General features: G+C 58.7%; 13 protein-coding genes. All 13 read left to right on the top strand.

The window, feature by feature from the left end:
• The first annotated feature begins 81 nt into the window (after positions 1-81).
• The 13 genes from smpB (at position 82) to ACQE3E_RS06280 (ending at position 12,066) form a co-directional block, all read left to right on the top strand.
• Entirely contained in the window at positions 82-564 is a 483-nt protein-coding gene (gene smpB / locus ACQE3E_RS06220) for an SsrA-binding protein SmpB (RefSeq protein ID WP_064026282.1), read from the top strand.
• A gap of 3 nt (positions 565-567) precedes the next feature.
• Entirely contained in the window at positions 568-1,143 is a 576-nt protein-coding gene (locus ACQE3E_RS06225; protein ID WP_427501333.1) for an isochorismatase family protein, read from the top strand.
• Positions 1,144-1,178: 35 nt separating this feature from the next.
• The gene (locus ACQE3E_RS06230) at positions 1,179-2,201 is read left to right on the top strand and encodes an FAD:protein FMN transferase (RefSeq protein ID WP_313728656.1); all 1,023 of its coding nucleotides are present in this window, start codon (positions 1,179-1,181) and stop codon (positions 2,199-2,201) included.
• A gap of 54 nt (positions 2,202-2,255) precedes the next feature.
• Positions 2,256-2,942 carry a DUF2231 domain-containing protein gene (locus tag ACQE3E_RS06235; protein WP_168033746.1) on the top strand — a complete coding sequence of 229 codons (687 nt, stop codon included), beginning with the start codon at positions 2,256-2,258 and terminating at the stop codon, positions 2,940-2,942.
• A gap of 120 nt (positions 2,943-3,062) precedes the next feature.
• A complete protein-coding gene (locus tag ACQE3E_RS06240; RefSeq protein ID WP_313728654.1) occupies positions 3,063-3,692 on the top strand; it encodes a phosphoribosylanthranilate isomerase in 630 nt (209 codons plus the stop codon).
• A complete protein-coding gene (gene trpB, locus ACQE3E_RS06245) occupies positions 3,689-4,891 on the top strand; it encodes a tryptophan synthase subunit beta (protein WP_071155012.1) in 1,203 nt (400 codons plus the stop codon). The genes ACQE3E_RS06240 and trpB overlap by 4 nt, the downstream gene beginning before the upstream one ends.
• The gene (gene trpA / locus ACQE3E_RS06250; RefSeq protein WP_313728653.1) at positions 4,888-5,691 is read left to right on the top strand and encodes a tryptophan synthase subunit alpha; all 804 of its coding nucleotides are present in this window, start codon (positions 4,888-4,890) and stop codon (positions 5,689-5,691) included. The genes trpB and trpA overlap by 4 nt, the downstream gene beginning before the upstream one ends.
• A 26-nt stretch (positions 5,692-5,717) precedes the next feature.
• Positions 5,718-6,641, top strand: a complete 924-nt coding sequence (gene accD, locus ACQE3E_RS06255) for an acetyl-CoA carboxylase, carboxyltransferase subunit beta (RefSeq protein ID WP_071155013.1) — start codon at positions 5,718-5,720, stop codon at positions 6,639-6,641.
• An 11-nt stretch (positions 6,642-6,652) separates the two neighbouring features.
• Positions 6,653-7,927, top strand: coding sequence for a bifunctional tetrahydrofolate synthase/dihydrofolate synthase (folC, locus tag ACQE3E_RS06260; RefSeq protein ID WP_313728652.1), 1,275 nt, complete (start codon positions 6,653-6,655; stop codon positions 7,925-7,927).
• 2 nt (positions 7,928-7,929) lie between these two features.
• Positions 7,930-8,772, top strand: coding sequence for an SPOR domain-containing protein (locus tag ACQE3E_RS06265; RefSeq protein WP_071155015.1), 843 nt, complete (start codon positions 7,930-7,932; stop codon positions 8,770-8,772).
• 22 nt (positions 8,773-8,794) lie between these two features.
• Positions 8,795-9,313, top strand: coding sequence for a CvpA family protein (locus tag ACQE3E_RS06270; protein WP_175463627.1), 519 nt, complete (start codon positions 8,795-8,797; stop codon positions 9,311-9,313).
• A gap of 12 nt (positions 9,314-9,325) precedes the next feature.
• Positions 9,326-10,834, top strand: coding sequence for an amidophosphoribosyltransferase (gene purF, locus ACQE3E_RS06275; protein ID WP_071155016.1), 1,509 nt, complete (start codon positions 9,326-9,328; stop codon positions 10,832-10,834).
• A complete protein-coding gene (locus ACQE3E_RS06280; RefSeq protein WP_168033738.1) occupies positions 10,834-12,066 on the top strand; it encodes an O-succinylhomoserine sulfhydrylase in 1,233 nt (410 codons plus the stop codon). Before purF ends, ACQE3E_RS06280 begins: the two co-directional genes overlap by 1 nt.
• Positions 12,067-12,103: the final 37 nt, after the last annotated feature.

Below are 12,103 nucleotides of genomic sequence, written 5' to 3' on the forward strand. Positions count from 1 at the left end.
TATTTAAAGTGTTATTTGATGGGGGTGCGGGTAAAATATCAAAATTACAGTTTACAGTCAGTTTAATCATCGTCGCTAGTCATGGCCGCCAAGAAAAAAAAGGACAATAAAGCCACCGATAACACTATCGCCGTCAATCGCCAAGCGACTCACGAGTACACGATAGAGGAGCAGTTCGAAGCCGGTTTGGTCTTGGAAGGCTGGGAGGTCAAGAGCTTGCGCGACGGTCGCATCCAGCTCAAGGAAAGCTATATCGAGATTCGCCGCGGCGAGGCTTGGTTGTGCGGGGCTCATATATCGCCGATGTTGTCGGCGTCCACTCATGTCAATCCGGATGCGGTACGCCGCAAGAAATTGCTGCTGCATGCCCGAGAATTGGCCAAATTGATCGGTTCCGTCGAGCGCAAGGGCTATACCTTGATTCCGCTGTCGATGTACTGGATACGCGGTCGCGCCAAGCTGAAATTGGGTTTGGCCAAGGGCAAGAAATTGCACGACAAGCGCGTCGCCTCCAAGGAAAAGGATTGGCAACGCGAGAAAGCCCGCATCATGAAGCACGCTTAAGCGATGGCGTCCCATCCCGATTTGGCCGATTGCGCCGATAGCGCGCTGGTCGTCGTCGATTTGCAGGGCCGCTTGAGCGCGGCCATGCCGGCCGACGAGGCCGAGAGGGTCGCTAAGGCGACGCTTCGCTTGCTAAAGGCCGCCGATTGTTTGGGCGTGCCGGTGCTGGCGACCGAACAATATCCGCAAGGTCTCGGGCCGACTCAGGCCGAAATCGCCGCTGCTTGGCCTTCCGCGACGTCGGTCTTCGCCAAGACCGGATTTTCCTGTTGCCGGGCTCCCGGTTTCGTCGAGGCGCTGGCCGAGAGCGGCCGCCGACAAGTGCTGCTGGTCGGTCAGGAAGCCCACGTCTGCGTCTTGCAATCGGCCTACGACTTATTGCAATTAGGTTACCGGGTGCAGGTGCTCGGCGATGCGGTCTGTTCCAGAAATCCCGAGCATAAAGCATCGGCGCTGCGGCGTTTGCAGTCTCGGCAAGTGATCGTCACCAATCATGAATCGGTCTTGTTCGAATGGTTGGGCGATGCCGCTCATCCGCAATTCAAAGCAGTGTCGGCGCTTTTGCGCGAAAAAATTTAATAATAATCGTCACGGATAAACGAAAAGGGGGATGCATGCGGTACGTGTGGATGGTGGGGCTGCTGGAAGCGTTGATGTTGGTGGGCTGCCAGGAGCCGCTACCACCAATCGAAAAATTGAGCGGCTTCGCGCAAGGCACGACCTATAACATCAGCTATTGGTCGCCCGAGCCGGTCGACTTCAAGCAAGTAGAGGCTGAGGTCAATCAAGCGTTTGCCGACCTGGATAAAGTCTTATCCAATTACCGGCCGGATTCGTCGATAGAACAATTTAACGCCAATCCCTCCACAGAAAGTCAAACGGTCGATCCGCAAGTCGTCACGCTGGTCAAAATCGCACGTACCGTCAGCGAGCTGAGTCACGGCTGTTACGACTTGACCATCAAGCCGCTGTTCGATTTATGGGGTTTTAAGGACGACAAATTGGTCATCCCCGAGGATGCCGCGATTCAAGACGCAATGGTTAACGTCGGCATGGACAAGCTTGCGGTGGTCGACGACAACCACATCCGTAAGCATTTGGCGAAGGTCAGGGTAGACTTGTCGTCGATCGCCCAAGGCTATAGCGTCGGAAAAATCAGCCAAGTCATGGAACAATTGGGCGTGGACAATTATCTGGTGGAAATCGGCGGCGAATTGAAAACCCACGGCCACAAACCGGACGGCAAGTCCTGGCGTATCGCGGTGGAAAAGCCGTTGCCGGGCGAGCGCGAGTTGCACAAGGTGGTGACCTTACCCAAGGACGAGGCGATGGCGGTAATGACCTCCGGCACTTACCGGCACTTTTTCGATGTGAAGGGCCAGAGATACAGCCATATTTTGGACGCTCGCACCGGTCGGCCGGTCAATCATGATCTGGTTGCGGTCAGCGTGTTTCACGCCGACCCGACGATCGCGGATGCCTGGTCCACCGCCTTGTTGTGCCTGGGGCACGAAGAGGGCATGAAAGTAGCCGACGAAGAAAAATTGCAAGCGTTGTTCGTGCGCCAGCAAGGCACCGAATTTACCGAAAGCAAAACTCGGGCACTCACGACATCGGCGCAAATCGCAATCAACTGACGATTCGGGCGGGAAAGCCCGGACCGATATAGGCTCAACGAAAACGGGGGACGTATGTTGGGATGGCAACAGCATTTGACGATGGCGGTGCACGGCGGCGCCGATAGTGGCGGCGGGTTTGCGGGCAGCGTGGCCGGCTGGCTGGCCGCGATTGAGAGGGCGGCGGGGCGATCGCCCGGCGAGAATTTCGCCGATTTGCTGCCTGGCATTGCCGCTATGGAGAACTGGCATCCGTTGCTGGTGCATTTTCCGATTGCGCTGTTGCTCTTGTTCGTCGCGATCGACATCGTGGCCAGTTTGGCGGGCAAGCCGGCTTGGCGCGGCGCGGCGAGCTGGTTTCTGTATGCCGGTACGCTATTCGCGGCGGCGACCGTCGCGGCGGGTCTGATCGCGGCGGCCAATGTCGCGCACGGCGGCAATGTCCATGAAATCATGGAAAAACACGAACACTTGGGAATTTCGGTATTGGTTTTGGCAGCGCTGTTGTCGGTCTGGCGTATCGCAGTTAAAGGGGTGATCGGCGGGCCGGCCAATCAAGTGTTTGGTTTATTGGCCATGCTACTTGCCGGTTTGTTGGTGTTTACCGCCGACTTGGGCGGCTTGATGGTTTATAAGTTCGGCGTTGCGGTGCGGGCCGCCGACCCAATCAACCAAGGCGCCGCCCAGCAGCACCGGCACGAGGGCGGGGCGGAGGACGCGGACGATCATTCCGCCGAAGACCACGGCGGTCATGCCCATTGACGGTACGTCGGCAAGAACGCGGGTTAGGGGCTAAGCGGCCCCGGCCTTTTTTGATTTCGCCTAGCCCGACTCGGCGGGCAGTTGTGTTATCCTACGCCGCTTTTTTTCAGAGACGTTTCGATGCGGACCCGCGTTAAAATTTGCGGATTTACCAGGGTAGACGACGCGCTTGACGCGGCTGGCTTGGGGGTCGATGCGATCGGCTTGGTGTTTTATCCACCCAGCCCTCGCCACGTCGAGATCGGGGCGGCCGCGGCGATAGCCAGAGCCTTGCCGGCCTTCGTTTCGGTGGTCGGCTTGTTTGTCGACGCGGAACCTGACTGGATTCGAAGCGTATTGGGCCAAGTTCGGATCGACTGCCTGCAATTTCACGGCGACGAAGCGCCGGAGGCTTGCCGAATCTACGACAAATCCTACATCAAGGCAGTGCGGATGAGGCCTGAAATCGATCTCGACGGCTTGCAGCGCCAATACCCGGATGCGGCCGGGCTGTTGTTGGATGCTTATCATCCGGGTTTGCCGGGCGGTAGCGGCCAGCGCTTCGATTGGGATTTGATTCCGGCCAGCCGGCATCTGCCTGTGATTCTGGCCGGCGGATTGACGCCGGACAATGCCGGCGACGCGGTGCGAGCGGTGCGGCCTTATGCGCTGGATGTCAGCAGCGGCGTCGAGGCGGGTAAGGGTGTCAAGGACGCAGCGAAAATGGCTGACTTTATAAGAACGACCAACCTAGCGACATTAGAATTATGACAGACAAGTACCAAATGCCGGACGCCCGGGGCCATTTCGGGCCTTACGGCGGTATTTTCGTGGCGGAAACGCTGATGCCGGCGATTACCGAGCTCAACGAAGCCTATCAACGCTATATTCAAGACCCCGAATTCGTTGCCGAGCTCGATGCGGACTTGCGCGATTACGTCGGCCGGCCGTCGCCGCTGTACCATGCCCAGCGCTGGAGCCAACATCTGGGCGGCGCTCAAATTTATCTGAAGCGCGAAGATCTGAACCACACCGGCGCTCATAAGGTCAACAATACCGTCGGCCAGGCCTTGCTGGCTAAGCGCATGGGCAAGACCCGTATCATCGCCGAAACCGGCGCCGGCCAGCATGGCGTGGCGACCGCGACCGTCGCGGCGCGGTTGGGTTTGGAATGCGTGGTCTATATGGGCGCCGTCGATGTCGCCCGCCAAGCCTTGAACGTGTATCGGATGAAATTGCTCGGAGCCACCGTGGTGCCGGTCGAATCAGGCTCGAAAACCCTGAAGGACGCGTTGAACGAAGCCCTGCGCGATTGGGTGACCAATATCGACAATACCTTCTATATCATCGGCACCGTGGCGGGTCCTCACCCGTATCCGGCGATGGTTAGAGACTTTCAGGCCGTGATCGGCCGCGAAGCCCGTCAACAATGTCTCGCCCAAGCCGGTAAATTGCCGGACGCCTTGGTGGCTTGCGTCGGCGGCGGTTCCAATGCGATCGGCTTGTTTTATCACTTTATCGACGATGCCGGCGTGAAAATGTACGGTGTCGAAGCGGCCGGCGACGGCATCGCCACCGGTCGCCACTCCGCGCCGTTGTCGGCCGGACGGCCCGGCGTGTTGCACGGTAACCGCACCTATCTAATGGCCGACGACGACGGCGAAATCATCGAAACCCATTCGATTTCGGCCGGTCTGGATTATCCCGGCGTCGGACCCGAGCATGCTTGGCTGAAGGACACCGGCCGCGCGGAATATCCCAACATCACCGACGACGAAGCCTTGGAGGGCTTCCACGCCTTGACCCGGATGGAAGGCATCATTCCGGCATTGGAGTCCAGCCACGCCCTGGCCTACACGATGAAATTGGCGCCGACGATGGCTAAGGACCAAGTGATCATCGTCAATTTGTCCGGCCGCGGCGACAAGGACATGCACACCATCATGCAACGCGAAGGAATTAGTCTATGAGCCGTTTAGCCGCCAAATTCGCCGAACTGAAGGCGTCCGGCCGCAAGGCCTTGATTCCGTTCATTACCGCCGGCGATCCTTATCCCGAATTCACCGTGCCCTTGCTGCACGAGATGGTCGCCGCCGGTGCCGACGTGATCGAACTCGGCGTGCCGTTTTCCGATCCGATGGCCGACGGTCCGGTGATACAGCGAGCCAGCGAACGCGCCTTGGCCCACCATGTCGGTTTACGCAAGGTATTGACGATGGCCATGGAGTTTCGCAAAACCGACCAAACCACGCCGCTGGTGTTGATGGGCTATTTGAATCCTATCGAAATCATGGGTTACGAAGGCTTTGCCAACGCGGTACAACGCGCCGACGTGGACGGCGTTTTGACCGTCGATTTGCCGCCGGAGGAGTCCGATGAGTGCGTCAAACTGTTGCGCGAGCGGGGCGTCGATCAAATCTTTTTGTTGGCGCCGAATACCACCGCCGAGCGCATTCAAAAGATGCACGCGGTCGGTAGCGGTTATTTGTATTACGTATCGTTGAAAGGCGTGACCGGCGCCGGCCATCTGGATACCGCCGACGTCGAGGATAAATTGCAATTGATCAAAGCCAACACCGACCTGCCGGTTGGCGTCGGCTTCGGCGTTAAGGATGCCGAAACCGCGAAAACCATCGCCAATATCGCCGACGGCGTGGTGGTCGGCAGCGCGTTGATCAGCAAGATCGAGGCGAATCTCGACGATCCCGAGCAGGCCCGGCGTGAAATCATCGGCTTGTTGAAGTCCATGCGCCAAGCGATGGACAGTTAAACAGTGGTTAGCGGAGTAGTTTACGCATGAGTTGGTTTGAAAAATTAGTTCCCTCGGTGATTAGGACCGAAAGTACCCCGAAACGTACCTCGGTGCCCGAAGGCTTGTGGAGTAAGTGTCCGCGTTGCGATGCAATCTTGTTCAACGCCGAGTTGGTCAAGAATTTCCATGTGTGCCCGAAATGCAGCCACCATCTGCGCATTTCGGCGCGTGCCCGCCTGGATATCTTTTTGGATGAAGGCGAGCGCGTCGAAATCGGTGCCGGCCTGAAACCCAGCGATCCTCTGAAATTCAAGGACAGCAAGAGTTACAAGGACCGCATCAAACAGGCGCAAAAACAAAGTAACGAAAACGATGCATTGGTGACGATGCGCGGCAAACTGATGGGCGAGGGCATCGTCGCGGCGGCTTTCGACTTCGGTTTCATGGGCGGCTCGATGGGTTCGGTGGTCGGCGAGCGTTTCGTGCGAGGCATTAACGAAAGCTTGCGCACCGGTTTTCCGTTCATCGTGTTTACCGCCAGCGGCGGGGCGCGGATGCAGGAGTCGCTGTATTCGTTGTTTCAGATGACTAAAACCAGCGCGGCGTTGACCAAATTGGCCGAGGCCGGGATTCCCTATATCTCGTTCATGACCGATCCGACGATGGGTGGCGTGTCGGCCAGTCTGGCCATGCTCGGTGATATCAACGCGGCCGAACCGGAAGCTTTGATCGGTTTCGCCGGTCCTCGCGTGATCGAACAGACCGTTCGGGAAAAACTGCCGGAAGGATTTCAGCGTAGCGAATTCTTGCGCGAGCACGGCGCAATCGACATGATTATCGACCGACGGGAGATGCGCGAAAAAATTGCATCGATACTGGCGATGCTATGCGTCGGCCGTTCGACTGGGGCGGCGCCGGGCGGCGAAAGTTATGCCGATTCCGGAGACGCCGGAGCGGGCCAGGGGTAGTCGCGGTCGCAATGGCGCGCTTCGAGACGCTTCAGGCATGGCTAAACTGGCAGGAACAACTACACCCCAAGTCTATCGATCTGGGACTGGCGAGAGTCGCCGGCGTGTATGCCCGGCTTCGATCAGACCGTCCGGCGCCGCTGACCGTGACCGTGGCCGGGACCAACGGCAAGGGTTCCTGCGTGGCGTTTTTGGAAGCGATCTACCGAGCGCAGGGTTATAAAGTCGGGGCCTACACCTCGCCGCACATTCTGCGGTATAACGAACGTATTCGCATCGCCGGGCGATCGGCCGGCGATGCGGAGATTTGCGATGCTTTCGCCCGCATCGATGCCGCACGGGGCGAGACCAGTCTGAGTTATTTCGAATTCGGTACGCTGGCGGCCCTGGATTTGTTTGCCCGCGCCGATGTCGATGTGCAGTTGCTGGAAGTAGGGCTTGGCGGCCGACTCGATGCGGTCAACATTGTCGACCCGGACGCGACTTTAGTGACGACGATCGCGCTGGACCATGTCGATTGGTTGGGCAACACTGTCGAAGCTATCGCTCGGGAGAAGGCCGGGATTTTTCGGCCGGGTGTTCCGGCCGTCATCGGCGACCAACAACCGCCGGCTTCGCTATTGGCGACCGCAGCGGAAATCGGCGCCGTGACCTTGCGCATCGGCGCCGCCTACCGTTATCGCAAACGGGGCGAAGTCTGGGATTGGCTGGGCGAATCCGCCGAACTGCTGGGATTGCCGGTGCCAGCCTTGCAGGGCGAACATCAGTACCGCAACGCTTCGGCGGTCATCGCCGCCGTCCAGGCGTCGAACGGGCGGCTGCCGGTCGGGGCAGAGGCGATACGGAGAGGCGTGGCCGAGGCCCGTTTGAATGGGCGGTTTCAGCTCATTGATGGCAGCCATCCGGTGTTGCTGGATGTCGGTCATAATCCGCAGGCGGTGGGGACCTTGCTGGAGTATCTCAGCGAAAGCTTCCCCAATGCCAAGATACGCGCGGTGTTCGCGATGATGAAGGACAAGGACATTGCCGGCGTGATTCGGATCATGGCCGATCGGGTCGCCGAGTGGCATCTCGCGCCGCTGGCCAATCCGCGCGCCGCGCCGCCCGAAACGATTGCGGCACTGTTTCCGCCCGAACTGCGCGACCGCGTTCGCGACGGCTATCCGGATTTTTCCGCCGCCTACCGAGCGGCCAGCGGGCAGGCCGGGCCCGGCGAACTGACGCTGATTTTCGGTTCTTTTTTTCTGGTATCCGAATATTTATCTAATTTTCCCAGAGGTGCTTGAGTATGGATCAGGAGTTAAAGCAACGATTGATTGGCGCTGCGGTAATTACCGCGTTGGCCGCCATCTTCGTGCCGATGTTGTTCGACGACCCAATCGACGAAACCGGTAAAACCATCAACGAATTGAAAATCCCGGAAGTGCCCGCCAAGACTCAGGATGTAGAATTCATGCCGCTGCCCGATAAGCCGGAAGCGGTGGCCGAAACCGCGCCGGCTGGCGAGCCGCCGGTCGGCGAAGTCCCGGCGCCGAGAGCGGTGGCGGAGGAAGGTGAAGGGGAAGCGGCGCTCGAGGCGCCGAAACCTCAATTGAAACTGGGCGCTCGGGAAACCTTGCCGCTTCCCAAGAAAGCGGCGCCGGCTCCGACGCGCGCGCCGACGCCTGTCGTGGGTGACGACGAAGAACCGGTGGTGGCCGAGGCCGAAGACGTACCGCCGCCGCGTCCGACCAAATTGCCGGCGCCGACCGCGGCACCGGCCGTACAGCCCTTGGCTCAGGTCGCGCCCAGTGCCATCGCCAAGCCGAAGCCGACAAAATTACCGGAAACCAAACCCGAGACGGTCGTTGCACCGGCGACCGCGCCGGCCGTTAAGGCGCCGGTCGGCGGAGAGGAAAGCAACCGCTGGTATCTGCAAGTCGGTACGTTTAGTCAGAAACCGAACGCGGCTGCATTGCAAGAAAGTCTGAAACAACAAGGTTTCGCCGCGTCGGTCAAGGAGTTCGCCAGCGATAAGGGGTCGGTGTTCAAAGTCCGGATCGGCCCGATCGTCGATAAGGCCAAGGCTCAAGCGATCAAGGCTAAACTGGCGCAAATCAACGTAAACAGTTTTGTTTCGCCGGACGAGTAAGCTAACGATCCCGGTTTAAGCGATGCTGGATTTTGTGCCTTGGCAGCAAATGCTATGGGTCGATTACCTGATTATCGTCATCGTCGGCGGTTCGGCCTTGATGGGTTTGTTTCGCGGCTTCGTCAAGGAGGCGTTCGCGCTGACGATATGGTCGGTCGCGGTCTGGGTCGGTGTGCACTACAGCCGCGATGTGGCGGTATTGTTGCAGTCGACGATCAGTTATCCGTCGGCTCGCGCCGCCGCGGCGTTTGCGCTGCTGTTTTTCGCGACCTTGATTCTGGGCAGTTTGATCAGCTTTTTATTGAGCCAGTTGATCGAATCCACCGGATTGACCGGTAGCGATCGCTTGTTAGGCATGCTGTTCGGCATCGTGCGCGGTTCGGTGCTGGTGGCCTTGCTGGTGATGATGGCCGGCGTGACGCCGCTGCCGGAAGACCCTTGGTGGAAACAGTCGGTTCTCATTCCGCCGTTCCAGGCGCTGGCCTTGTGGTTGAAAAACCATATGCCTGCAGGTTTGGCGGATTACATTCATTATCGTTAAATCGGATCAGCTATGTGTGGTATTGCGGCAATCGTTTCTCATCAAAGCGTTAATCAGGATCTCTACGACGCCCTGACGGTGTTGCAGCATCGCGGCCAGGATGCCGCCGGCATCGTCACCTGCGACGGCGGGCGCTTGCATTTGCGTAAGGATAACGGGCTGGCACGCGACGTGTTTTCAACCGAGCAAATGATGAAGCTGAAAGGCAATATGGGGATCGCCCACGTGCGTTACCCGACGGCCGGTTGCACCAGTTCGGCCGAAGCCCAACCGTTTTACGTCAACTCGCCGTTCGGCCTGACGCTGGCGCACAACGGCAACTTGACCAATACCGAGGAATTGAAGCGGCAGGTGTTCGTCGACGATCAGCGCCATATCAACACCGACTCGGACTCCGAGGTGTTGTTGAACGTGTTCGCTCACGAGCTGCAACAATTCGGCAAGCTGCGTTTGACCGTCGACGACGTGTTCCAGGCGGTCAGCGCGGTCCACAAACGCTGCCGAGGCGCGTATGCGGTGGTCGTGATGATCGCCGGTTTCGGCGTGTTGGGTTTTCGCGATCCGCACGGCATTCGGCCGATCGTGTATGGCGAACGCAAATCGGATGAAGGCATCGAATACATGATCGCTTCGGAAAGCGTGGCCTTGGACGTGTTGGATTTTCGCTTGATTCGCGATTTAGCGCCCGGCGAAGCGGTGTTTATCGAGGCTTCCGGCAAACTGCATACCCGGCAGTGTGCCGAAACCACCGATCATTGTCCGTGTATTTTCGAATACGTCTATTTCGCCCGGCCCGATTCCATTATCGACAACATTTCGGTGTACAAAGCCCGGATGCGGATGGGTAAGAAACTGGCCGAAAAAATTCAGCGGGAATGGCCGGATCACGATATCGATGTCGTGATTCCGATTCCGGATACCAGCCGGACCGCCGCCTCGCAGATCGCCCACGATCTGGGCGTCAAGTTTCGTGAAGGCTTCATGAAAAATCGCTATATTGGCCGGACCTTCATCATGCCCGGCCAGAAGATGCGGAAGAAGTCGGTCAAGCAAAAGTTGAATGCGATTTCGCTGGAATTCGACGGCAAGAACGTGTTGCTGGTCGACGATTCGATCGTGCGCGGCACCACCTCCGAGCAGATCATTCAAATGGCCCGCGATGCCGGCGCCAAGAAAGTCTACTTCGCATCGGCCGCGCCGCCGGTGCGCTATCCCAACGTTTACGGCATCGACATGCCGGCCGCGCGCGAGTTGATCGCCCACGACCGGAGCGAGGAGGACGTTTGCAAGGCCTTGGGCGCCGATAAATTGATATTCCAAGATCTGAGCGATTTGATCGAAGCGGTCGGCAGGGGTAATCCCAATATTAAGCATTTCGATACTTCGTGTTTTAGCAGCGAATACATCACCGGCGACATCGACATGGCGTATCTGGCCCGTATCGAGGCCCTGCGCAACGATCACGCGCAGTCGCAGCGCAATGGCAGCAACTTCATCATCGATATGCAGGTGGCGAAATAATGAGCGAATTCGATTGGCAAGACTTCGGGCCGGAGACCCAGGCGATTCGGGCCGGCCAGCGCCGAACCCACGAAGACGAACATAGCATGCCGATTTTCGCGACCTCCAGCTACGTGTTTCAGTCCGCCGAACAAGCGGCTTTGCGCTTTACCGGTCAGCAAGCGGGCAATATTTATTCGCGCTTCACCAACCCGACGGTCGCCGCCTTCCAGGCGCGTTTGGCCCTGTTGGAACAGGGCGAACGCTGCTTGGCGTTTGCATCAGGGATGGCGGCCATCATGGCGGTCGGGATGGCTTTGCTGAAGGCCGGTGACCATGTGGTTTGCTCGCGCAGCGTGTTCGGCAACACCGTGTTGGCGTTTCAAAATTACTTCGGCAAATTCGGGGTCGAAACCGACTTCGTGGCCTTGACCGATCCGGCGGCCTGGGAGGCGGCCATCAAGCCGAATACTCGGCTTTTGTTCCTGGAAACGCCATCGAATCCGCTGATCGAGATCGCCGACATTCGCGTGTTGGCCGACATCGCCCACCGCCACGGCGCCTTGTTGGTGGTGGACAACGTGTTTTGCACGCCGATCCTGCAGAAGCCGTTGTTGCTGGGTGCGGATCTGGTCGTGCATTCCGCTACCAAATACATCGACGGACAGGGCCGTTGCGTCGGCGGCGCGGTGGTCGGCAGCGAAGCCTTGATCGAAAAACAGGTCTATCCCTATCTGCGGACCGGCGGCGCGACGATGAGTCCGTTCAACGCCTGGGTGTTTTTGTCCGGTCTGGAAACCTTGGCCGTGCGAATGCAGGCGCATTGCGACCGAGCTTTCGAACTGGCTCAATGGCTGGAAAGCCAGCCGGCGGTCGCCAAGGTGCATTATCCGGGTCTTAGCTCACACGCCCAGCACGAACTGGCTAAACGCCAGCAAAGCCATTTCGGCGCGGTCGTCAGTTTCGAATTGCGCGGAGGCAAGGACGAGGCGTGGCGGCTGATCGATTCTACTCGGATGCTGTCGATTACCGCCAATCTGGGTGACGTCAAAACCACGATCACCCATCCCGCCACCACCACGCATGGCCGCCTGTCGCCGGAGGCTCGCGCCGAAGCCGGCATCAAGGACAGCTTGGTACGGATTTCGGTCGGTTTGGAGAATCTCGACGATATCAAAGCCGACTTGCTGGCGGGTTTATCGGCCGCGAACGTCGAGAACGCTGGTCGCGCGACGGTCGCCGATTCGGCGTAGTGCGAAATATCGGCTATCTTTGTCCGAACTATCACCT

The sequence above is a fragment of the Methylomonas sp. MED-D genome, assembly GCF_050276835.1.
Classification (GTDB): Bacteria; Pseudomonadota; Gammaproteobacteria; order Methylococcales; family Methylomonadaceae; genus Methylomonas; species Methylomonas koyamae_A.

What these genes read in the sequence shown, in the direction of transcription:
- smpB (WP_064026282.1), top strand. Translation starts at nt 82, where the DNA reads ATGGCCGCCAAGAAAAAAAAGGACAATAAAGCCACCGATAACACTATC.
- ACQE3E_RS06225 (WP_427501333.1), top strand. Translation starts at nt 568, where the DNA reads ATGGCGTCCCATCCCGATTTGGCCGATTGCGCCGATAGCGCGCTGGTC.
- ACQE3E_RS06230 (WP_313728656.1), top strand. Translation starts at nt 1,179, where the DNA reads ATGCGGTACGTGTGGATGGTGGGGCTGCTGGAAGCGTTGATGTTGGTG.
- ACQE3E_RS06235 (WP_168033746.1), top strand. Translation starts at nt 2,256, where the DNA reads ATGTTGGGATGGCAACAGCATTTGACGATGGCGGTGCACGGCGGCGCC.
- ACQE3E_RS06240 (WP_313728654.1), top strand. Translation starts at nt 3,063, where the DNA reads ATGCGGACCCGCGTTAAAATTTGCGGATTTACCAGGGTAGACGACGCG.
- trpB (WP_071155012.1), top strand. Translation starts at nt 3,689, where the DNA reads ATGACAGACAAGTACCAAATGCCGGACGCCCGGGGCCATTTCGGGCCT.
- trpA (WP_313728653.1), top strand. Translation starts at nt 4,888, where the DNA reads ATGAGCCGTTTAGCCGCCAAATTCGCCGAACTGAAGGCGTCCGGCCGC.
- accD (WP_071155013.1), top strand. Translation starts at nt 5,718, where the DNA reads ATGAGTTGGTTTGAAAAATTAGTTCCCTCGGTGATTAGGACCGAAAGT.
- folC (WP_313728652.1), top strand. Translation starts at nt 6,653, where the DNA reads ATGGCGCGCTTCGAGACGCTTCAGGCATGGCTAAACTGGCAGGAACAA.
- ACQE3E_RS06265 (WP_071155015.1), top strand. Translation starts at nt 7,930, where the DNA reads ATGGATCAGGAGTTAAAGCAACGATTGATTGGCGCTGCGGTAATTACC.
- ACQE3E_RS06270 (WP_175463627.1), top strand. Translation starts at nt 8,795, where the DNA reads ATGCTGGATTTTGTGCCTTGGCAGCAAATGCTATGGGTCGATTACCTG.
- purF (WP_071155016.1), top strand. Translation starts at nt 9,326, where the DNA reads ATGTGTGGTATTGCGGCAATCGTTTCTCATCAAAGCGTTAATCAGGAT.
- ACQE3E_RS06280 (WP_168033738.1), top strand. Translation starts at nt 10,834, where the DNA reads ATGAGCGAATTCGATTGGCAAGACTTCGGGCCGGAGACCCAGGCGATT.